This window comes from Dermabacter vaginalis (assembly GCF_001678905.1).
Classification (GTDB): Bacteria; Actinomycetota; Actinomycetes; order Actinomycetales; family Dermabacteraceae; genus Dermabacter; species Dermabacter vaginalis.
This window is the reverse complement of sequence record NZ_CP012117.1, coordinates 2,067,998-2,094,230: the sequence shown is the minus strand read 5'-3', so window position 1 is coordinate 2,094,230 and position 26,233 is coordinate 2,067,998. Positions and strand designations below refer to the sequence as shown.

The following is a 26,233-nucleotide window of genomic DNA, read 5'->3' as shown; positions in this document are numbered from 1 at the left end:
CCGTAACACTACGCGGCTTTTGGCTGCTCGACGATGTGGAGAAATCCCCATTCGACGAGGGTGCGCGTCGTGCGCATGATTGCGTCACGTGCAGCTTCGGCATGTTCGGCCTGGTCAGCGGCTTCGAGGAGGGAAGCGTAGGCCGTGAGGAACACGCTCAGCGGGTATTCCCCGGTGAGGGGGCCGACGATGGCCGCGGTGTGGGTGTCAATCTGGAGCGTACGTCCGAAACCCCCGCCCTGGACAAGGTCGATCACCATGGGGTCCTCGTCACCGGGAGTGTAGTGGCGTCGCTCGATGACGTCGTCGGCGCGCGCGAGGACGAGTTCGCCGAGGGCGGCGTCGTCGAGCTGTGCAAGGTGCGCGCGTGCCCGAAGCATCTCCGCGTAACGGGGGCCTAGGGGACCGGAGCCGGTGGTCTCGATGAAGGCGTAATGCTCGAAACGCTTCTCCCCGTCGCGAGGCTTCGTGAGGAGCACGTGGCCGAATCCGATGCCGGCGACGTTACGGGAGGCGAAGTCGTCGAGCCACGCGTTCGTCATGGGCGCCCAGCGCTCGTCGCGGTCGGTGACACCACCGTCACGCAGCCACGTCGAGGCATAGGACGCCGGATCCTCGATGGCGCGTTGAACAATGAGCGCGCTCGCACTCGAGTTTTCGAGCCAAGTGCGCGGGCGCGCATCCCACTCGGCGCCTTCGGTGATCTCCCAGTTGGCGAGCATCGCGGCGATGCCGCCTGGCGCGAGATAGTCGTCGATTTCGGAAAGGAGGCTCGCCACGAGCGTGTCGCCCTCCGCGCCGCCGTCGCGATAAGTCCACGTTTCGACGCCCGCCACCCGGGGCGTGATCACGAACGGGGGATTGGAGACGATGAGGTCGAAGGTTTCGCCGCTCACGGGTTCGAGCATCGAGCCCTTGCGGGTCTCGATCACGTGGCCCGCGGGAAGAGTGGCGCGATTGAGGGCGACATTGAACTCGGTGAGCGTAAGCGCACGTTCGGAGATGTCGGTCGCAACGACGTGCTCCGCGTGGCGGGCCGCGTGAAGCGCCTGAATGCCGCAGCCGGTGCCGAGATCGAGGGCTCGAGTGACTTTGGCGCGCGGCGTGATCGCGATGAGAGTCGAGGTGGCCCCGCCGATACCGAGAACATGCTCGCCCTCCAGCGCGCGTCCCGTCGCGAGTTCGCCGAGATCGGAAACGATCCACCAGAGGATGTCGCCGAAATCATCGGTGGCCTGGTACGGGCGAAGATCAAACGTCGCGGTGAAAGCTGAGGTGGCGTCGGACTTTTCGCTGCCCACTTCCCGCACGAGGCCGAGCGCAAGAAGTCCCTCGGTGCGCACGTGCGGGAGTGCGCGGTCGAGTTCGGTGCGCGTGGCGGTGCGACCGAGCGTAAACAGACGCATGAGGGTCGCGCTCGCGGTGCCGCGTTCGGCGAGCGGACCGAGCTCGCGCAACGCCGGGATCGGGTTCTCGCGCTCGAGCGCTGCCCGGGCGGGGGCACTGAGGATCTCGTCAATGCCATCGGCGGTGTAGCGCGCCGAGGCGAGGTCGGCGCGCAGTCGCGCAAGGAGAACGGGGTCGATCGTGGGCGTCGGGGGAAGAGTGCTGCTCGTTTGTGCCGTGCTCATGCCTACCATTGTGGCGTACCGCGTGAGTGGAGCGAAGATGAGTGGAGGCGGCACGTGAAAGGCGAGGCTTTCGATGCGGAGCGCGCGCTCGCACACCTTTCGGCGCCACCGCATCGCACCGACTCGCTTAGATTCGTTGAACATCGCCCCGCGCGCGAAGCCCGCTTCGCCGAGTGGCCGCGATGGGTGAACTCTTCGCTGCGCACGTCTCTCGAAGCTCACGGGGTTGAGCGGCCGTGGTGGCATCAAGCGCAGGCCGCCGAATTCGCTCATGCGGGCCGCGACACGGTCATCGCGACCTCAACCGCGTCGGGGAAGTCACTCGGCTACCTCATGCCGGCGCTTACCGACATTCAAGCGCGCCGCGAGGACCCCGCGGCAAGGCGAGCGAGCGCCCTCTACATTGCCCCCACCAAGGCTCTCGCCTACGACCAGTTCACCTCGATTGAACGCCTCGTGCGCGAGGCGAATCTGCGGGAGGTTCGTGCAGCGGTGTTCGATGGCGACACCCCGCTCGACCAGCGGCGATGGGTGCGGCGACATGGCAACCTCGTGCTCACGAACCCCGACATGCTCCACTACGGCATCCTTCCCGGCCACGAGCACTGGATTCCGTTCTTCCGCACGCTTCGCTACATCATCATCGACGAGTGCCACGTGTACCGCGGCGTGTTCGGGGCGCACGTCTCGATGCTTATGCGGCGTCTCGCGCGGGTCGCCGAGTACTACCGGGCGAACCCCACGTTCGTGCTCGCCTCCGCGACGAGTGCGAGCCCCGAGGTGAGCGCCTCCAGGCTCGTGGGGCGTAGCGTCACGGCCGTCACCGAGGACGGCTCGCCAAAGAATCCCCTCACGATCGCCCTGTGGGAGCCGGGCATCGCCGATCTTGACGAGGGGGAGGATGCCCGCGAGGCCGCACGCAGGGCGAAGGCGGAGCGCGAGCAGGCCGCAAAGGCCGGGGTGAAAGCCCACGTGGAGGTCCGACGGCGCCCAGCCCCCACCGAGGCGGGGGCCTTGCTCGGTGATCTCGTGTGTGAAGGGGCGCAAACGCTCGCCTTCACGCGTTCGCGGCGCTCAAGCGAGCTGGTCGCGAAAGGCGCACAGCGCGCGGTGAACGCCGCGGCGGAAGCGACAGGATCCGCGTTGCTTGCCGATCGTGCGACGCGCATCGCGGCCTATCGAGGCGGATACCTTCCCGAGGAACGTCGCGCTCTCGAGCAGGCGCTGCGCTCGGGGGAGCTCGTGGGCCTCGCCTCCACCAATGCACTCGAGCTCGGCATCGACATTTCAGGGCTCGATGCCGTACTCGTCACTGGATGGCCGGGAACGCGAGCATCGCTGTGGCAGCAATTCGGGCGTGCAGGGCGCTCTCACGGAGCTCACGCTCGCGATGCCCTCGCAATGTTTATCGCCCGCGAGGACCCGCTCGACACGTACGTGGTGCACCACCCCGAGATGATCGTCGGCGCCGAAGTTGAGGCTGCCGTGTTCGATCCCTCCAACCCTTATGTCATGACCCCGCACCTGTGTTCAGCCGCGGCGGAGATCCCCATCCGCGATGGGGAGGAAGAGATCTTCGGCCCCACGAGCAGGGAGCTTCTCGAAAACTTGGCGGCGCGGGGCATCCTCAGGCGTCGGCCTCACGGCTGGTATTGGACGCTTGACGAGCGGCCGCACGACCTCACCGACCTGCGGGGGAGCGGAGGTGAGAGAGTGAGGATCGTGGACGAAGCCAGCGGGCAGCTCATCGGTACGGTCGATGGCGCGAGCGCCCACCAGCACGTGCACGACGGCGCGGTGTACCTCCACCAGGGTACGAGCTACGTCGTGAATCACCTCGATGTGGAGAACGCCGTCGCGATGGTGCGTCGGGAGAGCCCGCAGCACACCACCCAGCCGCAAGAGACCTCGTCGATCAGCGTGCGCCAGGTCGAGCGCAGTGAACGGTGGGGTGACATCGACGTGTGCTTCGGGCAAGTCGAGGTCACCGACCAGGTCACCGGTTACCAGGTGCGTGACATCTACACCTCCGCTGTGCTCGGCGAATACCCGCTTGACCTGCCCGCGCGCACCCTCGCGACGAAAGCCGTGTGGTTCGAGATCCCCGCCGACCTCCTCCACGCGTGGGGCCTCGAGGAAGCCGATTTCCCAGGTGCGCTGCATGCAGCTGAGCATGCCCAAATAGCCATGCTGCCGCTTCTTGCGACCTGCGACAGGTGGGACATCGGCGGCGTGTCTACCGCTCTGCATGCCGACACCGAAAAACCCACGATCTTTGTGTACGACGGCGCGCAAGGCGGAGCCGGCTTTGCCGAACGCGCCTACGAGAGCGCCCCCGCATGGGTTCGTGCGACCGCCGACATGGTCGAGGCGTGCGAATGCGAGGCGGGCTGCCCCGCGTGCATTGTGTCCCCGAAATGCGGCAATGGTAACGACCCCCTCAGCAAGGTGGGTGCGCTCACGGTTCTGCGGGAGCTGGGCCGGCACGCGCCAACTCGGTGAGGCTTTGAGCCCCGAGTAGCGGGATGTGCACCCTTACGGCGACCGCTATCCGCGCCTCGAAACCTTGCGTCTCGCAGCTTTCGAGAATCGTTCCGTGTTTCTCGGCGACCTCAAGGGCAACTGCACACGCCTCGCCGGCGGCGCCGCCACCTGCGAGCGCATCAGCGGCCGAAAGCGCCGAAAGCTCGGCGGCTGAGGCGGCTAGCGACCGGCCTTGATGGACTATTCCAAGCGTGACGAGCACAGTGAGGATGGCGGAGGTAATCGCGATGGCCCCGAGTGCGGTCACGGTAGCGTTGCCACGCTCTTCGCTGAGGCGCGCCCTCACGGCCCGTTCCTCACCAGATGCGGCTCGAGTCGCGTGTGAGCGCTGGCCTCAAGCGGAAATGTCATACCGAGGACGGGCCCGCCCACGCGCCACGTCGCATGAGCATTGACCGTGACCCAATCGCCGCTTGTGCTGATGTTGAATGATGCCCCGTCACCGCTCACGACTTTCGCCTTTGCGATCGCTCCCTGGGGATCTGCGGAGATCATCATTTCCCTCGCCGCGGTGCGAGCGCCTTCTGATAGGCGTGCGTGGCTCACGAAGAGCCCTCCGAGTGAGACGATCAGTGCGAGAAGAGCGAAGACGGCGATGAGCACCACCGCCGTCTCCGCCGTGGCCGCACCGGAATCCGCTCGAAGTGCTCGCCTAAGCGGTCGGGCACGTTGCTCGGTTTCCGGTACCATGCTCAGCTCGCCGAGTGGAGGGCGCCCTGGATAATGCTCGTGAGAATGCCCTGCATTTCGCCGCTCGTGAGCACGGCGAACAAGAGCGCGGCAAAAGCACACGCAGCGACGATCGTGACTGCGTATTCTGCGGTCGTCGCTCCCGTGTCATCCGCGAGAGTTTCACGAAGTGAGGCGCTATTCGGCTTGGTGTGAGTAGTCGTATCGGTCATTGATGTATCCCCCTTCAAGGATTCTTTTGTGCTGCGCAACGGCGGTCGCCGCGCGCCTACGGCCAGATGCGGCCGAAGTGTGTGGTGACGAGATCCGTAATGATCGGGACAATTCCGAGCAACACGAATGCGGGCAAGATCGTGATTCCCGTGGGAAGAACGAGACGCACGGCGAGTTTTGCGGAGGCCTCGTCGACCTCGCGCACGCGTGCACGGCGTCGATCGCGCGTGACGGCAGAAAGGATCGGCGCAAGACGCGCGCCTGTGGCGTGGGAGAGGCTGGCGGCGCTCGTGAGCACCGCTAAGTCTCCTTCGAGCGTGGAAAGCGCGCCTTCGGGTGGCATGCCGCGAGCGAGAGCGCGCCCCGCCTCGAGAAGCGCGGGACCCGGGGGCGTGTTCTCGAGGGCTTCGCCTATGCGCATGCAGGCCGACGAAAGCGGGATCCCCGAGTGGACGACGCTCGCGATCAAATCGATCACGATGAGCGGATCGATGTCGGCACTCACACCGCGCGCGACGGCGAGCATGCGGTTCATCCACGCGAAACCAATCGCGGTGAGCAGCACACCGGTGCTCAGCATGAGCATGCCATGCCTCGACGTGAGAAGCACTCGCAGCGGATCCGCGCCCATGGCATAACCGAGGCCAATCGCGAAGAGTGGCAATACCATGAGAACGCGAGCTGTGCTCTTCGCGCCCGCGAAGGCGGCGCTGCGGGCCCGGGCAGCGTCGGAAGAATCGCGAAGCCCGTTCGCGAGCGAAGTGAGCAAACCCGAAAGCGGCGCCCCCGTGCTCTCACACATCACGTGACAGAGCACAACCGCACGCACCGCTTCCCGAGGAGCGTTGAGGGCGCCGTTCATCCGCTGCACAAGTGCCGGTGGGATACGGGCCATCGTTTCGGCGAACTGCTTCTCACGCGGCGTACGCGTGGCTTTTGCGACCGCCAACCACGCGTGCGGCGCCGTCACGCCAGCCCCGAGAGCCATCGCTACGTGGTCGAGCAGCCCAGCGAGGGCATCGTCCGAGAGCAACGCCCCGCTTTTCATAGGGCACCTCCGTGCGCGAGTCGGGCTTCGAGCGCATCGAAAGCCGGGAACCGACGCTCTCGTGCACCAAAGCTCACCGCTGGAACACACTCGAGTCGTCCATCGCCCCCGCGTTGCAGAATGGCAATCGTGGAAAGCGCACGACCGTCGAGTGAACGGTGCATGTGTAACACGACAGTGATCGCCGAAAGAGCCTGTGAGGCGAGCGCGAGCGGATCGAGTCCGGCGAGAGCCCCGAGGGCCTCGAGCCTCGCGGGAACATCTGCTGCGGTATTCGCGTGAAGGGTTCCGCACCCGCCCTCGTGCCCCGTGTTGAGTGCCTGGAGGAGCTCGCGGATGTCCTCTCCACGGCATTCGCCCACGACAATGCGGTCGGGGCGCATTCTCAGACACTGCCGGATCAAGGTCGCGAGGTTAATCTCGCCCATGCCCTCGGCATTCGCGTGACGCGCCTGAAGGTGAACCACGTGCGGGTGCGCGGGTCGCAGTTCGGTGGCGTCTTCCACGATGATGACCCGTTCGCGGGGATCCACGGCACCGAGCATCGCCCCGAGCAGAGTCGTTTTCCCGCTACCGGTGCCGCCGCTCACAAGAAAGGAGAGACGTGCGTGGATAATTGCCTCAACCAGTGCCCGCCCGGACGGCGTGAGTGTGCCCGAGGCTTCGAGGGCCTTCAGTGAGAAGGGGAGAGCGGCGGCGCGCCTCAGGCTTATGCTCGCACCGCCCGCCGAAAGCGGGGGGAGCATACCGTGGAAGCGGAGGTTGCCGGGAAGCTGCGCATCGGCCCACGGCATCGCGTCGTCGAGGCGGCGGTTCCCGAGCGAGGCAAGTCGGGTCGCGAGAGCACGCGCCTCGCTCGCGGTGAGCGTGAGATCAGTGCGCTCGAGACCGTGAGCTGAATCCACCCACACGCTGCCATCGGGATTGACGAGAATGTCGCTCACTCCCTCCGCGGCGAGGGTATGCAGGGGCCCGAGGCCTTCGAGGTGATGGCGCACCTGATCGGTGAGCTCGAGAAGTCCCGCGCGATCGAGGATGAGACCGTGGGCCTGGGCGATGCGTGAAATGCGGCGGGCATCGATCGTGCCTGGCTCCTCCCGCAGTGATTCGTGCACGCGAGCGAGGAGTTCGTCGGTGAGGATCATGATTGCACTCCGGAAAGTCGGGATCCCGCGAGCGTCGCGAGGAAACGCGTGCACGCGGCCTCGATCCCTTTGCGGTCGCGATCGAGCCCTGGAACGAAACCCTCGCGTGCGTTCCGGTAGCTGAGCATGACGGGAAGCCCGAAGTGGTCGGCGATGTCGCGCGCACGGTAGGCCTCGCCGCGCCGGCGAGTGCGCAGGGCGATCCCTATGCGCGTGCGTGGATGTGCCTCGCGCAGAGCCTCGAGGGTACGCTCGGTCGCGGCGAGGGCGTGTTCGCTCGGGTGGAGCGAGACGAGCGCGATATCGGGACTGAAATGCGCTGCGACTCCGGCCCGCAGTGGCGCGTCCAAAATGAGCGTGCCGGGTGCGGCGCGCAGGCTTTCGAGCGCCTGCACATTCACTGTTTCACCGGGCGTGCCAGCGAAAGTGAGGAGTCGGTAGCCGTCAACGAGAGGGAGAGCCTCAACTAGCACCTGAGCATCCGTCGTGCCTCCTGCCCCGCCCAGGTCGCTCCACCGTGCACCCTCCACGTGTCGAGCCTGCACGAGCGTGTCGATCCCGCCGCCATGCGGATCCGCGTCCACAAGCGTGGCTGGGGCACCCCGCTTCGATGCGGCGAGAGCGAGCGCGACCGCGAGGGAGGTGGCCCCCGCGCCGCCGTGCCCCGGAAGGCACGCGAGGATACGGCTTTCCTCCGAGGCCGCGGCGAGTGCGGAAAGGTCGCCGAGAAGTTCGGCCGACTCCGACGGCAGGGTGCGAAGAGCGCGTGCACGGTGGTCGAGAGCCCGCTTGTATTCGTGCGAGCTGGGTTCGCCTTCGCAGACGGCGATGAGAGGTAGAGCGGGGAAGGCTTCGGTGGCCTTTTCCAGGAGGGAGACCTCGCACACGACTGCGCGCACGTGCCCGCGCGGGAGGTCTCCTGCGGCGAAGTCAAAGCCTGTTGCTTGGATGAGGTCGCGCACGAGAGTTTCGAGGGAGAGGTTTTCGCCGAGCCACGCGATAGCGTCATGCGAAGGCTCGTGCGTGGCAAATGGGGCTTCGCCGGCTACGCGACTCACAAATGTGGAAGCGTTGCGACGCCCGTGTGCGACTCGAGGAAAGGCATGTGTCATGCCTCTATGTTTCGCGGCACAGAAGGTCCGTTCTAGGGCCAGCCCAATCTTGTGGAGCGGAGCGTGATGTGGAGTGCGAACGGAGAGGTGAAATTTTTTCCCGGCGAGGGTTGCGTGGGTCACAATGAGCGTGTAGAGTGGTGGGCATCACAAAGCAAGGGAATGATTCGAAACCCACGTGCGAGTGGTCCACGTTTGGACCGGTGCGGATTCGTCGAAAGCGGATACCACACCACCAAGTGCACGCTTGATCCCGGATCGGCCCCGGGAGGCGCTCGAAAGGGCGCCTCCTTTTTGGCCCGATTCTCTTCCCCACACCCCGCTTCTCTCACGGTCATCGCCGCGCACAAGCACGAAAGAGGAACGCGCCTATGCAGGAAGCAGCGCTCATGCGCGCTAAGCAGCCCTCCGAGGGGCCGCTCAGGGCCCCCTCTGTTCCCGGTGGGGAATCAGGCTGGCATATCGACCCCATAACGCTGCGCCCCGTGATCGACGACCTCGAAGCCTTCGAGCGAGAATTCGCCCACGACTATGCGCGAGAGGTGATTCGGGCCTTGTGGAGCGGTGACCCCGTGACGGCTCGCGAGCGCTGCGAAGTCATGCTCGCTGAGCGCCCTTCATCGGTACGTTTGCGGGCGATCCTCGCCGATTGTCGCAGAGACCTCGGCGAAACCGATCAGGCGATTGCCGACTACCGCGTGCTGCTCGAAGAATGCCGCGGCACCGCCTGGGAGTCCGTTCTTCACCAGCATCTCGGCAAAGCGCTCTTCACGGCCGGCCACTATGACCTCGCCTTGACGGCCTTCGCGCAGGCTTACGAGCTGCGCGTTTTTACGGGCGCACACCCGAGCCTCATTGACTCGAGCATGGTCGCGATGTCTCGCACGCAGCACATGCTTGAGATTCAGCACCGCGCGCGGCGGCGTCACTAACGAGGCTGCGGGAGGTTTTCGACGCTCACTTTCGCCTCGCCGCCCCTAGAGGTGCACGTCGACGATCACGGGCGCGTGATCGCTCGTCGACTTTTCCGCACGTTCGGCGAGATCGATCATTGCCCCGGTCGTAGCCTCGTGCACGGCGGGCGAGCCGAAGAGGAAATCGATGCGCATTCCCTGCTTTTTCGCAAACTTGAGCCCCTTGTAATCCCAGTAGGTGAAGGTGCCCGGGGCGTCGAGCCAGTCGCGCGTGAGGTCGGTGTAGCCGGCCTTTTCGATCGCGGCAATTGCCTCGCGTTCGGGGGCACTCACGTGGGTTTTGCCTTCGAACGCCGCGATGTCCCACACGTCGGCATCGGTTGGGGCAACGTTGAAGTCGCCAGCGAAGAGCGTCGCCGAACGTTCTCCGGAATCTTCGCCGGGCCCGGTCGGGGTGAGACGCGCCGCGCCGTACTTTCGAAGAGCCTCGAGCCACGCGAGCTTGTAGGGGTAGTGCGGATGGTCGAGTTCGCGTCCGTTCGGAATATAGAGGCTCCACAGCTCGAGAGGCTTCGAATCGCGGGCGGCCTCGCCCACGACAGCGCCGATCGCACGTGCTTCCACCACGGCATCGGCTCCCTCGCCCCACGTGGGAAGGGAAGGGAGCTCGCGGCGCACCTCGCGAAGGCCTACGCGTGAGGCGATGGCCACGCCGTTCCACTGGTTCAGGCCGTGGGCGGCAACCTCGAAGCCGCGCTCGGTGAGGCCGCTGAGGTTAAGCTGCTCGGGTTTGGCTTTGATCTCCTGGAGTGCGATGACGTCGATATCGCGGCGATCAATGACCTCGAGAAGCCTCGGCATGCGCGCGCGAAGAGAGTTGATGTTCCAGGTGGCGATTCGCATGTGCCCATCCTATGGGTGCACGAAGGTTCGCGTGGATACGCTTAGGGCATGACTCTCGCGCTCGTCACCGGCTCAACCTCCGGCCTCGGCCTCGAATTTGCGTGGCAGCTCGCCGGCAGCGGTCACGACCTCGTGCTCGTGGCCCGAAATGAAGATCGCCTCGCCGCCGTCGCCGCCCAGATTGAGGCGGTGTCCGGCGTACGCGTGAACATCCTTCCGGCGGATATCTCCGTTCAGGCCGATGTTGAGCGTGTGGCGCGCCGCTTGCTTGATCCCGTGGACCCCATCGGCCTGCTCGTGAATAACACGGGGCACTCGGTGCGCGCGTCCTTTCTGGAGGGGGAAATCGAGGAGTTTCTCGAAGAGGTCGATTTTGATGTGCGCGCGACCTTAATCCTCGCGCACGCTGCGGCAACAGCAATGACGCGCAAGGGGTCCGGCGCAATCCTTAACGTGTCGTCGATGGCGGGTTTTACCGCCACAAACCTCTCGGCGGCGGCGAAGAGCTGGGTGGTCATTTTCACGGAGTATCTCGCCCAAGAACTCGAAGGGACGGGCGTGAGCGCGACCGTGCTGATTCCCGGGTTTGTGCACACGGAAAGTCACCACAACGCCGCCGTCAATATGGATGGTGCGCCGCGCGTGACGTGGCTCAAGGCGCCATTCGTGGTGCAGCACGCTCTCAAGGATGTTTCGGCGGGTGAGGTTGTCTCGATTCCGTCGCTCGCCTACAACTCTGAGGCCCTTGAAAAGGCAACGCCGAAGGCAATTAGGCGTGCCCTCCAAAGTGAGCCGATTGCGCAAGCGATGAACAGGGTGCGCGTCCATAAAGTGGAGCGAGCGGCCGCGCGTAGGTCGGTCGTCGATCGGTTGCTGCGCAAGCGTCGGGACTAACCTCGCCCTTTCCGTGCTCCCTCCACAGCGATGGGAGGAGTTGTGCCTCGGCTCTACGGCTGGTTCACGGCGAACGTGTCGCAGGCCTTGGAGGTTCCCTCGTTGTAGCCCTTCACGAACCAGTTCCGGCGCTGCTCGGAGGAACCGTGTGTCCACGTGTCGGGCATGACCTGGCCGCCCGTGACCTCGCCCTGGATGTGGTCGTCGCCCACGGCGCTTACGGCACTGAGGGCGTCGTCAACGTCCTTGTCGGTAAGGGGCTCGAGCATCGTCGTGCCTTCGTCATCAACCGTGGTTGCCGCATGGTGCGCCCACATGCCCGCGTAGCAGTCGGCCTGAAGCTCGAGACGCACCTGATCCGAGTCGGGGCCTGTTCCCGAGCGATCGATGCGCTGCATCGTGCCGTCAAGCTTCTGGATGTGGTGCCCGTACTCATGTGCCACGACGTAGGCCTTCGCGAGTTGGCCGCTGCTCGCCCCGAAACGTGAACTGAGCTGCTCATAGAACGAGGTGTCCACGTAGATCGTGGAATCGGCGGGGCAGTAGAACGGGCCCGTCGCGGAGGTCGCGGGGCCGCAGCCCGTGTTGACCGAGTCGGTGAACACCACCGCTTGTGGCTCTTGGAACTGGAACCCGGCCTCCTCGGCCTGGCCGGCCCACAGTGAGTCGGCGGATTCAACGGTTGCTTGCACGAGACAGTCGTCGTTCTCGTTCGCATCGGCACCGGTCTGGCATTCCTCGAGAACAGCTCCCTGCTGGGGCTGCTGCTGAGAGCTTGGAGCGGGGGCCTGGCCGCCACCAAGAAGCATTGACGGGTCGACGTCAAGGAAGAGCATCACGATGACGAGAACGAGCGTGCCGAGGCCGCCGCCACCGAGGGCGATCGCCCCTCCGCGGCGCATGCCACCGCCACCCGAACGGCGGCGGGTGTTATCGGAGCGAATCTCGGAATTGGGGTTGAAGGTCATGTCGCCAATGTACCGTTTCGCCCCGGAGTTTCCCCTGGAATTGCGGTCTACGGGCGTGAGGAATGTTTGGCGTGCTCTCGACCCTTTAGACTAGTTACGGTTCCGTAGCCTACGGTTCCGTATCCGACGCGAAAGCACCGTTTTCATGCCTACTTCCTTGCGCGAATACACAAGCCCACTTCTCGTTGAGCCGAACGGCGTCGAGCGCCTCACCGACCTCTTTGTGAACCGTGAGAGCGAGGCGCCGGGCCATATCGCGTTCCAGGTTCCAACTGGTACAGACGCCGCTGGAGCGACCACGTGGAGCGACGTCACCACCAAGGAGTTTTTCACTTCCGCACGTGCGCTTGCGCGGCACTTCATCGCCGCGGGTCTCAAGCCGGGTGACGCAATCTCGATCATGGGCCCCACGCGCTACGAATGGGTGCTTGCCGATATCGCTGCACTCTGGTCCGGTGCCATCGTCGTGCCGATCTACGACACGAGCGCCCCATCCCAGGTCAAGGCGATCGTTGAAGACGCGGGGATCACACGCGCCGTTGCCGGCACCGCACAACAGGCCGAGGCACTCGCGGGTGCCCTCGGCGGCGCGGATCGTGTATGGACCATGGAGCGCACCCCGGACTACGAATGCATAAGCGACCTCGTGAAGCGCGAACCGGAATCGCCCGTGAGCGACGCCGATCTCGAAAGCGCCCGCACGTCCCGCATGCTCGAGGACATCGCGACGATCGTCTATACCTCGGGGACCACGAGCGACCCGAAGGGTGTGCAGCTCACGCACGGCAACTTCGTGGCTCAGCTCCAGAACATTGGCGTGTCGCACGGGGACGTGCTCAACGAGCGCGGTTCCACGATCCTCTTCCTTCCGCTTTCGCACGTGCTTGCGCGCGGCGTTCAGCTCATTTGCCTGGCGCTTGGCATGCGCGTTGCTCACCTTTCGGATACCTCGCGCATCATTCCCACGTTCACGGAGATCCGCCCGACGTTCGTCATGGTCGTGCCGCGTGTGCTTGAGAAAATCCTCAACGCCGTGGCCGCGCAAGCCGATAAGAAACACGTGGGGCGCCTGTGGAAGGACGCGCGTGAGACCGCGGTGCGAATCGGCATGATCGGCGAGGGCTTCCACGAGCGCGAGCGCCCGAAACTCCCGTTGCGCCTCGCCGCGAAGCGTGCCCTTTACGAACGCCTTTTTTATCGCACGATTCGCCGCTTGCTCGGTGGAAACATCCACTACATTCTGTGCGGGGGTGCGAAACTCCACCCATCGCTCGCGCTCGCTTTTCGCGGCTTCGGTATCCCGATCATCGAAGGGTACGGCCTCACGGAAACGACCGCTCCGATCGCCGCGAACCGCCCGGGAGACCTCACCGCGGGGAGTGTGGGCGTTCCCGTTCCCGGCACCACGATTCGCATTAGCGAAGAAGGGGAAGTGCTCGCGAAGGGTCCCGGGGTTTCGCCTGGGTACAGGAATGCTGAGCACACGGCGGCGGCATATTCCGACGGTTTCTTGCGAACCGGCGATCTTGGAAGCCTCGATAGCTCCGGCCGCCTTACCCTCAGTGGCCGTTCCAAGGACGTGATCGTGACCTCTGGCGGAAAGACCATTGAGCCAGCGGGGTGGGAAGGCGCCGTCGAGCAGCATCCGAGCGTGGCCTACGCGGTCGCCGTGGGCGATGATCGCCCGTACCTTACGGCGCTGCTCATCCAGCAATCGGAAGACGGCGACAATGGCGGCGACGATATCGAAATCATCGAGAACCCGAAGCTCATCGCGGAAATTCTGCCCTACCTCGAGAACGCCAACCTCGACGTGTCGCGCACGGAACGCATCAAGAAGTTTGCGCTCGTGAAGGCGAACCTTGCCGATCCGAATCTCGTGACGCCTTCGCTTAAGCTGCGTCGCACCGTCTTCCTCGAGAAGGCTAAGGCCGCGATCGAGGAGCTGTATGAAAAGGCACCGAAGCCTACGATCCACGAGATCGTGAAGCGCGAGATCGCGGAGAAAGCGTCGGAACTCAAGGCAAAAACGAGCGGCAAGGCCCACAAGGACGCTTCGTCGAACGACTAGTGGGCGCACCGGGGCACGTACACTGGGACGGTTGCGCGCACGCGCCTAGGCGCATGAGGAGGAGGGATCTGACGTGAACGTCGTTGAATGGGCGATCAGCATCATGAGTTCGATGGGGGGCATCGGCGTGATGCTTCTGCTGCTGCTCGAATGCGTGTTCCCGCCGATCCCTTCGGAGGTGATCCTCCCGCTCGCGGGAGTGACGGCCGGCACCGGCGAGCATTCGTATTGGGTGCTGCTTCTCTGGTCGGTGATCGGCTCGACTCTCGGCGCCTACATCCTCTATGGTCTCGGTCGCATCCTTGGCCCCGAACGCACGCGCACCCTCTTCATTAAGCTCCCCCTCATCAACGTCGAGGACTACGAGAAAACGAACGCCTGGGTCGATAAGCACGGCATGCAGGGCGTGTTCTTCGGGCGCTTCATCCCGGGCATCCGCTCGCTCATTTCGATCCCCGCGGGCATGTTTGCGATGAAGCTTCCCATGTTCACACTGCTGACGGCCTTGGGAAGCGCGATATGGAACTCGATCTTCCTCGCGTTCGGCTACTTCCTCGGCACGCAATGGCACGTGATCGAGCCCTACACGGACATCTTCTCGAAGGTCTGCTACGTGCTCGTGATTCTCGTGGTGCTCTACTTCTTCGTGAAGCTCATTCTCCGCGAGCGCCGCCGCAAGCGGCTCGGCCTGCCCGATCCCGACGACGCTGAACAGATGCGCGAACGCACGAACTCATGACCGAAAAGCGCGAGGTTGGCGTCGGCCCGTGGGAAGGCCCGTGGCCGAAGGAGCCTCATTTTGATCCGGCGCTGCTTGAGGCCGGCGACCGTCGGAACGTTCCCGACCGCTACCGGTACTGGCGCCGCGAGGCGATCGTCGCGGATCTTGACGCTCATCACCGCAACGATTTGCACGTGGCGATCGAGAACATCGACCACGATTTCAACATCGGGTCGATCGTGCGCACGGCGAACGCGTTCGGAGTCGCGGCTTTTCATATCGTGGGCAAGAAACGATGGAATCGGCGCGGAGCGATGGTCACGGATCGCTACCAGCACGAATTTCATCACGCGAGCCCCGAGGAGTTCCTCTCGTGGGCCCACGCCAACGGCCGGGCGGTCGTTGCGGTCGATATCGTTCCGGGCGCCGTGCCCCTCGAACACACCCGCCTTCCAGAAAACGCCGTGCTCGTGTTCGGCGAAGAGGGCGGGGGAGTGTCGTCGCCGCTGCTTGAGGCCGCCGAGCTCACGGTCGGGATCTCCCAGTTCGGTAGCACTCGATCGATCAACGTGGGGCACGCCGCGGCGATCGTGATGCACACGTGGGTGACGCAGCACGTCGACGTCCCGCGCGACCTCACGCGCTAGCTTCACCGCGTGTCTTCGTGGTCAGAAAGGATTCTGACCTGGGAAGTAGGGTGAAAGGGCAACGGCGCGAACCGCCGAACACCCGATCCATGGTTAGGAGCACACCATGAGCATTACCGTGAAAGCCCTCCAAAAGACCGGCCCGGAAGAGCCCTTCAAGGTGGTCAATATCGAACGCCGCGAGCCGCAGGGCACCGATGTTCTCATCGACATCAAGGCCGCGGGCGTGTGCCATAGCGACATTCACACGATCCGAAACGAGTGGGGCCCCGCGAAATTCCCCCTCGCCGTTGGCCACGAGATTGCTGGCGTTGTGGAAGCCGTCGGCCCCGACGTCAAGAAGTACAAGGTTGGCGATCGCGTGGGCGTCGGCTGCCTCGTCGGCTCGTGTGGCGAATGCGAGCAGTGCGAGAAGGGCTTTGAAAACAACTGCCTCAATGGAGCGATCGGCACATACAACTCGATTGACGAGGACGGTACCGTCACTCAGGGCGGCTACTCGCAAAAGGTCACGGTGCGCGAGCGTTTCGTGTGCCGCATCCCCGATTCACTCGACTTTGACGTGGCCGCGCCCCTCCTGTGTGCAGGCATCACGACCTACTCGCCGCTGGCGACGTGGGAGGTCGGCGAAGGCCAGAAGGTCGCAGTCGCAGGTCTCGGCGGTCTCGGCCACATGGGCGTCCAGATCGCCGCAGCGAAAGGCGCCGAGGTGAGCGTCATTTCGCGCTCGCGTAAGAAGGAAGCGGACGCGCTTGAGCTTGGCGCGAAGGAACTCCTCGCGACCGGTGAGGACGAGAACTTCTTCGAGACCCACAAGGGTAAGTTCGATTTCATTCTCAACACGATCAGCGCAGAGTTCGACCTCCCGGGTTTTATGGATTTGCTTAAGCCGGGCGGGAAAATGGTGCTCGTGGGACTTCCTCCCGAGGGCATGCCGATCCCGACCCGTGCCCTCACGGGCGGTCGCAAAGTTCTCGCAGGCTCGAACATTGGCGGGCTCCCCGAGACGCAGGACATGCTCGACTTCTGTGGAGAGCACAACATCGGCGCGAAGATCGAGGTCATCGGCGTGAACGACGTTGATGAGGCCTACGATCGCGTCGTCAGGGGCGACGTGCACTTCCGCTTCGTGATCGACACTTCGACGTTTGACGAAGCCGAGGTCGAAGAGGTCTGAGCCCCGCTCAGTCTTCCCCGATTTCTACGAGTCCCGATTCATAGGCGGCCACGACGATCTGCGTGCGGTCACGAAGGCCGAGTTTTTGCAGAATGTGGGACACGTGGGTTTTCACGGTGGGCTCCGCGAGAAACATCGTGGAGCCCACTTCGGCGTTCGAGAGGCCCTTGGCAACGAGGCGGGCAACTTCGCGCTCGCGGTCCGTGAGGGAGGCGATGGCCTCGGTGAGGGCGGGGTCGGTCCGACGCTGGCTGCGCGCAAACGCTCCGAAATCCTCAATCACTTTTCGCGTAATGGACGGGGCGAGAAGCGCGCCACCGCGATGGACTTTTCGCACGGCGTCGACGAGCTCGTCCACCTCGGCATCTTTCAGGAGGAAGCCGCTCGCGCCGCCCTTGAGGGCAGTAAACACGTAGTCGTCGGCGTCGAAGGTCGTGAGGATGATGGTGCGTGGCGCAGGGTCGAGGCCCGCGCGGAAAATCTCCTCCATTGCGGCGAGCCCGTCGAGGTTCGGCATGCGGATATCCATAAGGATGATGTCGGGCCGGTTCTTGAGTGCAACGTCGATGGCCTCGCGTCCATCGGCGGCGGTCCCGACGACGTCGATGTCTGCTTGGGCCGCGAGGAGTGCCTCGAAGCCGGCGCGCACCATGGGCTGGTCGTCCGCGATCATGACGCGGATGGGGGAGTTCTCGCTCATGCCTTAAGCGTAGGGGAGGGGAAGCTGCCCCACGCGGATATCGGCTCATCCGGAAGTATTGTGCGCGTGAGACACGAGAGTGATGTGGAGACCCTCGCTCGACCTTTACGGTTAACCCATGACAAGAACAGTGGCGGAGGAGCGCGGCACAGAGGTGGTCGCGCCGTGGTCGAAAGCGCCGCTCAGAGCGCATGCGAAGCAACTGGGCCGTGACTTTCTCTACGTGTTTCCGAGCCTCGTTCTTGGACTTCTCCTGGGTGGTGCGCTGTTCACGCTTGGTTTTTTGAGCGTTTTTGCCTTGGCCTTTTTCCTCATTGGTTTGCTGTTTCTCCCGGGAATCCTCCTCGCGGGAGGGTTCGCTGCGGATCTCACGCGACTTCGCTCTAATGTGTGGCGGGGTGAGAAGCTGCTGCACCTCCGCACGAAAGTTCCCGAGTTCCACTCGTTCGCCGACTACTTTCGGCTCTTCGGGAACCTACGTTTGTGGCTCGACTATCTCAGCGAAGCTCTCATTCTGAACACCGTGCGCGTGAGCAGCGCCATTGTTCTTGGTGGCCAGGTGATTTTTGCTCTCTTGTGCGGCATTCTCTTCCCGTTCGTGACGCTCATCGACCAGGCGTACGAGTCGGGGATCACCGGCACCATTGTTCGTGAGCTCGACGCCGGAATCGATCTTGAGCCTTACGCGAGCACGCTGAGCATTATCGATTCGGCAATCTACGCCCTCGTGGGGCTCGCTGTCCTCGCGCTGCTTCCCCTGACACTGCACCTCGCGGCGCGTATCGAGAACACCCTCGCGCGCGAGATTCTCGAAGGGGACTCCTTCGCGACGATCAGCTTCAAGGGATGGGCGACCGCGGTGATCGCGGTCATCGCGCCGATTCGCATCACCATCTCGGGTGACAACTTTCTGTGGAATCAAGTCCCGCCGCGCTATCTCGCGCTCGGTTTCTTCACGATTCCCGTCACCGGGCTCTTCTTCGGCCTACTGGCGCTTGCCTGGGGCCTTGCGTTCGTTCTGCTCGTACGCAGACCCAAACTCGGTGCGGTGTTTGTGTGCGTGCCCTTCTTCGCGTCGTACGCGACCACGATCGTGATCACACTCTGGAAGTCCTACACGCAAGCCCTCGTCCCAGGCTCCGACGTTCCCCTCTTGGTAGGCGCTCTCGCACTTTTCACGCTGAGCCTCCACCGCAACATTCGGCGCAGCGCCGCAACATTCGCGGCGTTTAGCGTCATCGTCGTCATAGGAACATTCGTGAGGCTCGCGTGGGGGGTCGTGTGGGGATTTGTGGCCACCCCAGATCCCGCGGGCTTTGTGCAATGGTCCCTCTTCTTCCTTGGCCTCACGCTCGTGATGTGGATCGTGAGCGGAGCCCTCGGATACGGGCTTCGCTGGCTCGCCGATTCGGCTCGCGACGTCTCGCGTGAGCGGGCGGCACGCCGCGATGCCGAAGAGCGCCAAGAGCGCGCCTTCGCCGAAAGCGCCGAGCTCAGCGAGAGAGCCCGCATCGCGCGCGAAATGCACGACGTGGTCGCCCACTCGATGTCGGTCATCAGCGTCCAAGCGCAGACCGCTCCCTACCGCCTCGCAGAATCACAACTCGACGAGGCGACACGCGCCGAATTTGCCTCGATCGCCGCGACTTCTCGCAACGCCCTTCAAGAAATGCGTGCCCTCCTCACGATGCTGCGCGGAACCGGTAGCGAAGAGGATGCCGCGAGGGCCCCGCAGCCCGAGCTCAAGGATCTCCCCGCGCTCGTGCAACGCTCGCGCGATGCCGGCGCCCACGTGAGTCTCACCGTGCCAGAGGCGGGGATCCCCGCAGTCCCCGCAACCGTCGGACTCGCCCTCTACCGCGCCGCCCAGGAAGGGCTCGCCAACGCGCTCAGGCACGCACCCGGAAGCGACATTCACATCACGCTCATGACGAGTGAACATGTCACCGGCATCGACGTCGTCAATACCGCACCGCCCGAGGACTTCGAGCCTGCGCCCGGCTCCGGAATGGGGCTGCGCGGTGTTCGCGAGAGGGCCAACGCGCTCGGCGGCACCGTGAATGCGGGGGCGCATGCCGACGGTTCCTACAGCCTCATCGTGCGGATTCCTCACGCCGACCAGTAAGCAACCGTCGGACCGCTCGCACCCCACCGAGCATTCGTGTGGCCCGGATCTCATGATTCTCTCGGAAGCGGGCCCATCCTCGGGGCGTCCCGTGCGACGTGTGGAAGAATGAAAGGGCAAACGCAACGTGGATCTGCGCGGTACACGGGTGCCCGCGATCCCCACTCGAAGGAGCACACATGCCTGTTGCAACCCCGGAACAGTTCAACGAAATGATCGACCGCGCGAAGGAAGGCAAGTTCGCCTACCCCGCGATCAACGTGTCGAGCTCGCAGACTGCGATTGCCGCACTCCAGGGCTTCGTCGAAGCTGAGTCTGACGGCATCATTCAGGTGTCCGTCGGCGGCGCCGAGTACCTCTCCGGTTCGACCGTGAAGAACCGCGTTCGCGGCTCGATCGCTCTTGCGAAGTTCATCCACGAGGTTGCCGAGGACTACAACATCACGGTTGGCGTTCACACCGACCACTGCGCGAAGGAAAACCTTCCCACCTGGGTTGAGCCCCTCATCGAATGGGACCTCAACGAGCGCGTCAACAAGGGCCTGAACCCGCTGTTCACCTCCCACATGTGGGACGGCTCGGCCGTTCCGGTCGACGAGAACCTTGAGATCGCGAAGCGCCTCCTCGAGAAGACCGTGGAAGCCAAGAAGGTCCTCGAGATCGAGGTTGGCGTCGTCGGCGGCGAGGAAGACGGTTACTCGGCGGACGTCGACGAGTCGAAGCTCTTCTCGACCCCCGAAGACGGCCTCAAGACCGCCGAAGCCCTCGGCCTCGGCGAAAACGGCCGCTACATCACCGCCCTCACCTTCGGTAACGTGCACGGCGTGTACAAGCCGGGCAACGTTCGCCTCACCCCGTCGATTCTTCTCGACATCCAGAAGGCTGTTGGCGAGAAGTACGGCAAGGACATGCCGTTCGATCTCGTGATGCACGGTGGCTCGGGCTCGACCCTCGAAGAGATCCAGGAAGCCGTCGACAACGGCGTCATCAAGATGAACGTCGACACCGACACCCAGTACGCCTTCTCGCGTCCCGTTGCGGGCCACATGCTCGAGAACTACGAAGGCGTTCTCAAGATCGATGGCGAGGTCGGCAACAAGAAGATGTACGACCCGCGTTCGTGGGGCAAGAAGGCCGAGGCTGGCATGGCAAAGCGCGTCGTCGAGGCGTGCGAGAACCTCCGCTCGGCTGGCCACAAGATGTGATCCTCGTCTGAGGTAGCGAAAGCGCCCCTTCCCGGATAGCGGGAGGGGCGCTTTTGTGTCGCTGAGTGTGTAGAGGCGGGCGCTCAGATCACGCGTGAGTCGCCGGTCGTGACGATCTCCTTGCCGAAGGGGAAGCAGGTGATGGGGATGAGCTTGAGGTTTGCCCACGCGAGCGGAAGGCCGATGATCGTCACGGCCTGTGCAAGCGCGGTCGCGACATGGCCTGCCGCAAGCCACAGGCCCGCGATGAGGAACCACACGACGTTGCCGAGGGTTCCCACCGCGCCAAGGGGCCGCACCTGCACGGCTTCGCGACCGAACGGGAAGATCACGTAGTTCGCGATGCGGAAGCTCGCAACACCGAACGGGATCGTGACGATGAAGATGCACGCGATGATGCCCGCGAGGATGTACCCGAGCCACAGCCAAAGCCCGGCGGTAAGAACCCAAATGATATTGAGAATGACGTTGATGATGGTGCGCATACCACCAACGTACTCCCCGAAACGAAAGAGTGCGAGGGCCGTCCGGGCCAGCGCGCTACGGCATTAGCGAGCGCCGTCCGTGGCATCGAGCGCAACCCACGGATCCGGCTCGTGAGTGAAACGATTGCGAAGGTCGCGGCGCACGATTTCAATACTCCACATCCAGATGATGTGGCCGAAGAACTCGCTCACGTGCTCCTGCCACGGCTGATCCCACGGCGCGGGCACCGTGCCGAGCGCAGGCATGAGCAGAACGTGGAAAACGACGTGGATGACGATGCCGAATGCTGCACCCTGCCACAAAGTGATCTTGGGGAAACGCTCAGCAACAACGCAGTAGAGAACCGCGAAAAAGATCGCAAAGCTGAAGTGGACGATGAAGCTCATGATTGGCAGGCCGTTGCCATTGAAATGAACGAGCGTGTGGGTGAAGTCCTCGCCGAATCCCAGTTGTTGTAGGAGCTGCTGCGGCGGGTTGGTGGCGTTGCGCTCGGGTGTGCGTGGTGGGAACGGCACCTCCCAGCCAAACTTCACGATTGCGGAGAACAAGCCGCCGATGAGGCCGACGAGGAGGGCGGTCGCGTAGCGGCGGCGAGAAGGATCGGTGGTCGAAGGAAGTGCCATGATTGCCTTTCGAATGTGGCCCGACGGTTGCCAGGCCACCGTCGGACTCAAAGGCGCACCCTGGGCGCGCGCCTTTTACACTAGCCACCCATGCACCCGGTAGGGAGGTCGAAAGTCCGCACGCCGTGAACCTCCGAGGATCAGGCGCGGACGCGGTTTCACAATGTGAGGGAAGCGCCCTTTGTCCTCGCATCGGGAGCCCGCGCGACTAGACTAGATCCGTTTTCAACGATCCGGAGGGCGAGGAAGGCGGAGCACGCGTGTCACAGTCGCAGGGCCTCTTGAGGGGAACGCCGTGGAAGGCAAACGTGCTCTTTTCCGTGCCGCTTTTGATCGGCAACGTCGTGCAGCAGCTCTACCAGTTCGTCGATGCCATGGTTGTGGGGCGCCACCTCGGCGTACTCGCACTCGCCTCGGTGGGCGCGAGCATGAGCCTCCTGTTTCTCATCACGGGCTTTGCATGGGGCATGACGAGTGGCTTCGCGATTCCCGTCGCGCAGGCGTTTGGTGCGGATGACGTGAAAGGACTGCGACGCTCGGTTGCGGCCGGCGCCATCCTCTCCGCGCTTTCGAGCCTCGTGATGACTCTCGTGGGCACGATCTTCATTCGCCCGCTGCTCCAGATCATGCAGACTCCGCCCGAGCTTATGGACGATGCCGTGACGTTCGGGTTCTGGAGCTTCCTGTTCATGTTCACGCTCGTGTTCTTCAACTTCCTCGCGGCCATCATCCGCGCCGTGGGCGATTCACGCACGCCTCTCGTGTTTCTCGCGATCGCGTGCCTCCTCAACGTTGTTCTCGTCATCGTGTTCGTTGCCGTGCTCGAGTGGGGTATCGCCGGTGCAGCCTTCGCCACGGCGGTCTCGCAGCTCACGTCGGTGCTCCTGTGCGTGCTGTGGGTGCGCGCGCGCATTCCCGTGCTGCACATGAGCCTCGACGACTGGAAAGTCACGATGCCCGAACTGCGCGAGCACCTCAACTTGGGCCTCCCGCTCGGCTTCCAGACCTCGGTGATCGCGATCGGCACGATCGCCGTTCAGGTGCGCCTGAATGACCTCGGCCCCGATGCTGTTGCCGCGTTTACGGCTGCCGGTAGGGTCGACGGCATCGCCGTCACCTTCCTCGCGTCACTCGGTCTTGCGACCTCGACATTCGTCGCGCAGAACTACGGCGCGCGCCAGATAGAACGCGTCAAGCACGGCGTGCGGCAAGCACTGATCGTCAGTATCCTCGTGTCGATCGCGATCGGCCTCGCCCTGTTTGTGCTCGGCGGCGTGTTCGTGGAACTCTTTATCGGCAGCGAGCAACCCGTGGTGCTAGGTATGGCGCACGACGCCCTGAAAATCTACTCGGTGGCCTACTGGACTCTCGGCATCCTGTTCGTTGTGCGCGGTTCTCTTCAGGGACTCGGGCACATGAAACCCCCCTTCTATTCGGGTATCGCCGAGCTTGTGATGCGCGTGTTCACCGCTGTCGTTCTCGGTGCGGCGTTCGGCTTCATCGGTGTTGCATGGGGTGCCCCACTCGCCTGGGTCGGATCCATCGCGCTTCTCATCCCCTCCTATATTGTGATCAGCCGCAAGCTCGAAGAGCGCACCTACCGTCAGGGCCCGCGCACCGAGGAGATCGAGGTTCTCTCCGCGCCTCTTCTCGCGGAGAAAGGCGTTGTTGCTGATCCCACGATCCTGCAGGGCGAGAGCTTCGAAGACGTGCGCACCGGTGCGATCCCGATCGTGCGCGACCGCGGTGAAACCGGGCAGTTTCCCGCGCTCGACGAAGCCGATCTTTTCGATGCGGGGGAGCATCCATCCGAAGATTCGGAGAGTGAACAGCGGTAAAATCCCAGGTGTCGCGGGAGTGAGTATTTACCAGGTTTTATGGTGCATACTTGCTGTGCCCCGGGCGGGGAGAGGACCCGCCACCGAGCAGAAAGGTTACCGTGTCCGCCACACGCCGCACACTGACACCGCTCGTCGAAATTATCGACGAGATGCTCCTGATTTCCCGCCGCATCCAGGCGCTTACCGTTGACATTCCGGGCATGCGGGGACTTTCAACGGTTGAGGCGATGATCCTTCGACATATCGGGCGCACCCCGGGCATTACACCGGGGAAGGTCGCTGAGGACATCATTCTGCGCCCCTCGAATGCGAGCGCAGCGATTCGTGACCTCGAGGTCAATGGGCTCGTGGGGCGCGTGCCCGACATGGTTGACCGGCGCTCCAACCACCTTTTCATTACGGAAAAGGGCGAGCGAGCGGTCGCAGCCATGCACCAGGCCTGGGAAGAGTACTACTCGGGAGCCCTCGCCCCGGATGATCTCGAAGAAGCCCGCGCGGTTGTGCGCGCCATGGGCGAGCGGGTTCGTGCCTCGATGATGGGTGACGACCCAGAAAGTGATGCCGACTAGCGCGAGCGAGGCCCGCGGGCGTTGCCCATGACCTGCCGTAAAGCGGGAAGGACGTCGGCGAGGAACACTCCCGCCATGACGAAACCGATGACCTGAAGCATGATCGTGAAGGGGCCCATCCCTCGGCCAAAGCCCGTGACCACACCGATCACGAGCGCGCCCGCCGTCATGAGCGTCCAGAAAGTCTTTGTCCGTTTGAAGGCCGCGTCGTAAGCGTTCGCGGGGAAGCGGAGCGCGTTGATAAGTGCCCATGCCTCGATCGCCACGAAAATGACGGCGAGGGCAAGGGACAGGTAGTACGCGATGGTGTAGGTAATCACGGCTTCCTCTTACGGTCGGGATCGGTGCGATCGGTGATGAGAAGTTCAAGTGCTTCCGTTGAGGCGGGTGGCTCAACGGCCTTCATCTCGCGCGTGATGGGGCGCGGACCCACGATGTCGGAGTCGGCGACGACGATGAGGGAGGGCAAGAAACGGCGGGCGTCCGAACTGGGCAGGCCGGTCGCTTCGAGGAGATCAACCGCGAGGGCGCGTAGCTGAATCACGAGCGAGATGCCTTCGAAATGGCCGAGGCGTCCGACGGTTCCCTCCGCCGTCGCAAGCAGAGTTTCGGGAGTGAGGTGCGCACAAAAGAGGCGAAGTTTGCGCCTCGCCTGAGTGAAGTCAGCTTCCGTGTCGACCCCGGCCTGAATTTCGTCGATCGCGTTGACCGCCGCTGTGAGAGCTTCGGCAAGGTTCGGGAAGGTGTGGGGCTGCGTGACGCGCAAGAATTCGACTTCGCGCCGCGCGATGACGCGGGCGTTGCGCATGGCGCGGTCGCTGCCCACGAGGAGGTGCTGGACCCGGTTCACGTGCTCGTGGTGGCGGTGAAGCGTGGGGGAGTAGCTCGTGAGTTCGTTCGCGGTGTCGTTCGCAAGGGCCCACGCGTCGGTGTGGCGCTGGGACGTGCTGCGGATCTGCGTGAGCGCTTTCGTGGCGAGTCGCGAATCGCCCTTCAACGCGGCCTCGCTCAGTTTCGTGAGTGCGTTCCTGAGTTCCTCGAAGAACTTGTCGGCAGCTTTTCGCTGCTCGTGGCGCGGGTCCCGGGAAAAAGCGATGTGCACGAGCAGGCCGAGGGAAATGCCCGTGATTGCGTCGAGGGCCCTGCCCTGGGGCGTCATCGTGGGAGTTTGCGGCAGGAGCAGCACGATCATGGACTGGATGCCCACCTGGATCGAAAAAATGACGCTCGCTTTGATGAATCGCGCAAGCATGAGCGAAACGAAAAGCGTGACGAACAGCTGCCAGGTTCCGGAGCCGATCACGAGACGCGCAATCTCCCCGAGGATGATTCCCGTAAAAACGCCCGTGCTCATGTCGATGCTTTTACGGATCTTCGTTTCGAGCGTGAGGCCGATGATGAGGAAGGCGGTAATACCCGAGTAGAACGGGGCGGGGTGGCCCCACAGGTGCTTGGAGAGCCAGTAGGCCGCCGCGGCCGTGAAGGCAGCGAGCAGAATTTGCCAGGCGCCATCGCTCGCGCGGGAAGCACCCGCGTGTAGCCAGTCGTTGAGCTTCGGGCTTTTCACGCCGTGGGCCTCCTTGCGGGCGCGACCGGTTCGTGGAGGCGCAGCTCAAGGAGCTTGTCGATTTCGAACCATTCGCCATCGCGACCTCCGCGCCCCACGATGAGGGGTGCGCTCTTCGGCTCGAGCGTGGCGCCCTTGATCCTGGTCATAAGATCACCCGGCGCGGAAAGAATGTAGTAGTGGCCCTCGGTATCGATGCCGACCGTGCGATCGGACTTGAGGTACCAACCGACATGCGTGGTTTTCACGGGGCGCGAACCCCTGTAGGGGAGTGCCCGCAAGGGATGCGGTTCGATTCCCGCCTCGCGGAAGCGCTTGATCCCGTCGAGGATGATCGCGGTGGCCTTCTCGTGCTCCTCGCGTTCAGCCCGGCGCAGATTGCGTTCTTGGACCTCGAAGATCTCCGCTTTGCGGGACTTCCACTCCTCGTCCACGTGGG

The 26,233-nt window shown here is 63.9% G+C and carries 26 protein-coding genes; 11 read left to right on the top strand and 15 right to left on the bottom strand.

What is annotated here, in order from left to right; all coding sequences use genetic code 11:
* Positions 1–8: 8 nt before the first annotated feature.
* A complete protein-coding gene (locus DAD186_RS09250) occupies positions 9–1,631 on the bottom strand; it encodes a DUF7059 domain-containing protein (protein ID WP_065248425.1) in 1,623 nt (540 codons plus the stop codon).
* A 54-nt stretch (positions 1,632–1,685) separates the two neighbouring features.
* Between DAD186_RS09250 and DAD186_RS09245 the strand changes: the two genes are divergently transcribed.
* Complete coding sequence (locus DAD186_RS09245) at positions 1,686–4,133, top strand: DEAD/DEAH box helicase (protein ID WP_065248424.1); 2,448 nt, start codon at positions 1,686–1,688, stop codon at positions 4,131–4,133.
* On the opposite strand, the gene DAD186_RS09240 is transcribed toward DAD186_RS09245, so the two are convergent.
* Genes DAD186_RS09240 through DAD186_RS09215 form a run of 6 tightly spaced genes read right to left on the bottom strand, consistent with a single transcriptional unit; the run spans position 4,090 to position 8,383 of the window.
* Positions 4,090–4,461: an Rv3654c family TadE-like protein gene (locus DAD186_RS09240; protein WP_065248423.1), complete on the bottom strand. Its 372-nt coding sequence runs from the start codon at positions 4,459–4,461 to the stop codon at positions 4,090–4,092. The two genes, DAD186_RS09245 and DAD186_RS09240, sit on opposite strands and share 44 nt — an antisense overlap.
* Positions 4,458–4,865, bottom strand: a complete 408-nt coding sequence (locus DAD186_RS09235; protein ID WP_074298304.1) for a TadE/TadG family type IV pilus assembly protein — start codon at positions 4,863–4,865, stop codon at positions 4,458–4,460. Before DAD186_RS09235 ends, DAD186_RS09240 begins: the two co-directional genes overlap by 4 nt.
* Before the next feature lie 2 nt (positions 4,866–4,867).
* Entirely contained in the window at positions 4,868–5,077 is a 210-nt protein-coding gene (locus DAD186_RS09230; RefSeq protein WP_065248421.1) for a DUF4244 domain-containing protein, read from the bottom strand.
* Between the two features lie 56 nt (positions 5,078–5,133).
* Positions 5,134–6,126: a type II secretion system F family protein gene (locus DAD186_RS09225; protein WP_065248420.1), complete on the bottom strand. Its 993-nt coding sequence runs from the start codon at positions 6,124–6,126 to the stop codon at positions 5,134–5,136.
* Positions 6,123–7,271, bottom strand: a complete 1,149-nt coding sequence (locus DAD186_RS09220; RefSeq protein WP_065248419.1) for a TadA family conjugal transfer-associated ATPase — start codon at positions 7,269–7,271, stop codon at positions 6,123–6,125. The genes DAD186_RS09225 and DAD186_RS09220 overlap by 4 nt, the downstream gene beginning before the upstream one ends.
* Entirely contained in the window at positions 7,268–8,383 is a 1,116-nt protein-coding gene (locus DAD186_RS09215) for a CpaE-like family protein (protein WP_065248418.1), read from the bottom strand. The genes DAD186_RS09220 and DAD186_RS09215 overlap by 4 nt, the downstream gene beginning before the upstream one ends.
* 371 nt (positions 8,384–8,754) lie before the next feature.
* Here DAD186_RS09215 and DAD186_RS09210 point away from each other — a divergent pair, with 371 nt between their 5' ends.
* Positions 8,755–9,315 carry a tetratricopeptide repeat protein gene (locus tag DAD186_RS09210; RefSeq protein ID WP_208854254.1) on the top strand — a complete coding sequence of 187 codons (561 nt, stop codon included), beginning with the start codon at positions 8,755–8,757 and terminating at the stop codon, positions 9,313–9,315.
* Positions 9,316–9,360: 45 nt separating this feature from the next.
* On the opposite strand, the gene DAD186_RS09205 is transcribed toward DAD186_RS09210, so the two are convergent.
* Positions 9,361–10,200 carry an exodeoxyribonuclease III gene (locus DAD186_RS09205; protein WP_065248417.1) on the bottom strand — a complete coding sequence of 280 codons (840 nt, stop codon included), beginning with the start codon at positions 10,198–10,200 and terminating at the stop codon, positions 9,361–9,363.
* A 48-nt stretch (positions 10,201–10,248) separates the two neighbouring features.
* On the opposite strand from DAD186_RS09205, the gene DAD186_RS09200 reads away from it, so the two are divergent.
* Positions 10,249–11,094 (top strand): SDR family NAD(P)-dependent oxidoreductase, encoded by an 846-nt coding sequence (locus tag DAD186_RS09200; RefSeq protein WP_065248416.1) that lies wholly within the window; start codon positions 10,249–10,251, stop codon positions 11,092–11,094.
* 53 nt (positions 11,095–11,147) lie between these two features.
* Here DAD186_RS09200 and ypfJ read toward each other — a convergent pair whose 3' ends face one another.
* The gene (gene ypfJ, locus DAD186_RS09195; RefSeq protein ID WP_065248415.1) at positions 11,148–12,062 is read right to left on the bottom strand and encodes a KPN_02809 family neutral zinc metallopeptidase; all 915 of its coding nucleotides are present in this window, start codon (positions 12,060–12,062) and stop codon (positions 11,148–11,150) included.
* 145 nt (positions 12,063–12,207) lie between these two features.
* Here ypfJ and DAD186_RS09190 point away from each other — a divergent pair, with 145 nt between their 5' ends.
* From DAD186_RS09190 to DAD186_RS09175, 4 genes are all read left to right on the top strand, one after another.
* Positions 12,208–14,133 (top strand): AMP-dependent synthetase/ligase, encoded by a 1,926-nt coding sequence (locus DAD186_RS09190; protein ID WP_065248414.1) that lies wholly within the window; start codon positions 12,208–12,210, stop codon positions 14,131–14,133.
* 73 nt (positions 14,134–14,206) lie between these two features.
* Complete coding sequence (locus DAD186_RS09185) at positions 14,207–14,872, top strand: DedA family protein (protein ID WP_065248413.1); 666 nt, start codon at positions 14,207–14,209, stop codon at positions 14,870–14,872.
* Positions 14,869–15,501: a TrmH family RNA methyltransferase gene (locus DAD186_RS09180; RefSeq protein ID WP_065248412.1), complete on the top strand. Its 633-nt coding sequence runs from the start codon at positions 14,869–14,871 to the stop codon at positions 15,499–15,501. Before DAD186_RS09185 ends, DAD186_RS09180 begins: the two co-directional genes overlap by 4 nt.
* Positions 15,502–15,607: 106 nt before the next feature.
* Entirely contained in the window at positions 15,608–16,678 is a 1,071-nt protein-coding gene (locus DAD186_RS09175) for an NAD(P)-dependent alcohol dehydrogenase (protein ID WP_065248411.1), read from the top strand.
* 7 nt (positions 16,679–16,685) lie between these two features.
* On the opposite strand, the gene DAD186_RS09170 is transcribed toward DAD186_RS09175, so the two are convergent.
* On the bottom strand, positions 16,686–17,378 hold the full coding sequence (locus DAD186_RS09170; protein WP_065248410.1) for a response regulator: 693 nt from the start codon (positions 17,376–17,378) through the stop codon (positions 16,686–16,688).
* 118 nt (positions 17,379–17,496) lie between these two features.
* Between DAD186_RS09170 and DAD186_RS09165 the strand changes: the two genes are divergently transcribed.
* Together DAD186_RS09165 and fbaA are read left to right on the top strand one after the other, a co-directional pair.
* Positions 17,497–19,503, top strand: a complete 2,007-nt coding sequence (locus DAD186_RS09165; RefSeq protein WP_082991173.1) for a sensor histidine kinase — start codon at positions 17,497–17,499, stop codon at positions 19,501–19,503.
* A gap of 179 nt (positions 19,504–19,682) precedes the next feature.
* Positions 19,683–20,708, top strand: coding sequence for a class II fructose-bisphosphate aldolase (gene fbaA / locus DAD186_RS09160; RefSeq protein WP_065248408.1), 1,026 nt, complete (start codon positions 19,683–19,685; stop codon positions 20,706–20,708).
* A gap of 83 nt (positions 20,709–20,791) precedes the next feature.
* Here the strand turns inward: fbaA and DAD186_RS09155 are convergent, their stop codons facing one another.
* Positions 20,792–21,193, bottom strand: a complete 402-nt coding sequence (locus tag DAD186_RS09155; RefSeq protein WP_065248407.1) for a YccF domain-containing protein — start codon at positions 21,191–21,193, stop codon at positions 20,792–20,794.
* Between the two features lie 63 nt (positions 21,194–21,256).
* A complete protein-coding gene (locus DAD186_RS09150) occupies positions 21,257–21,817 on the bottom strand; it encodes a YagU family protein (protein WP_065248406.1) in 561 nt (186 codons plus the stop codon).
* A 260-nt stretch (positions 21,818–22,077) separates the two neighbouring features.
* On the opposite strand from DAD186_RS09150, the gene DAD186_RS09145 reads away from it, so the two are divergent.
* Positions 22,078–23,655 (top strand): MATE family efflux transporter, encoded by a 1,578-nt coding sequence (locus tag DAD186_RS09145; protein WP_065248405.1) that lies wholly within the window; start codon positions 22,078–22,080, stop codon positions 23,653–23,655.
* A 101-nt stretch (positions 23,656–23,756) separates the two neighbouring features.
* The gene (locus DAD186_RS09140; protein WP_065248404.1) at positions 23,757–24,227 is read left to right on the top strand and encodes a MarR family winged helix-turn-helix transcriptional regulator; all 471 of its coding nucleotides are present in this window, start codon (positions 23,757–23,759) and stop codon (positions 24,225–24,227) included.
* On the opposite strand, the gene DAD186_RS09135 is transcribed toward DAD186_RS09140, so the two are convergent.
* The 3 genes from DAD186_RS09135 to DAD186_RS09125 are packed head-to-tail and all read right to left on the bottom strand — an operon-like array spanning position 24,224 to position 26,228.
* Positions 24,224–24,547: a DUF2516 family protein gene (locus DAD186_RS09135; RefSeq protein ID WP_065248403.1), complete on the bottom strand. Its 324-nt coding sequence runs from the start codon at positions 24,545–24,547 to the stop codon at positions 24,224–24,226. The two genes, DAD186_RS09140 and DAD186_RS09135, sit on opposite strands and share 4 nt — an antisense overlap.
* Complete coding sequence (locus DAD186_RS09130) at positions 24,544–25,794, bottom strand: FUSC family protein (RefSeq protein WP_065248402.1); 1,251 nt, start codon at positions 25,792–25,794, stop codon at positions 24,544–24,546. Before DAD186_RS09130 ends, DAD186_RS09135 begins: the two co-directional genes overlap by 4 nt.
* On the bottom strand, positions 25,791–26,228 hold the full coding sequence (locus DAD186_RS09125; protein ID WP_065248401.1) for a hypothetical protein: 438 nt from the start codon (positions 26,226–26,228) through the stop codon (positions 25,791–25,793). The genes DAD186_RS09130 and DAD186_RS09125 overlap by 4 nt, the downstream gene beginning before the upstream one ends.
* Between the last annotated feature and the right edge of the window lie 5 nt (positions 26,229–26,233).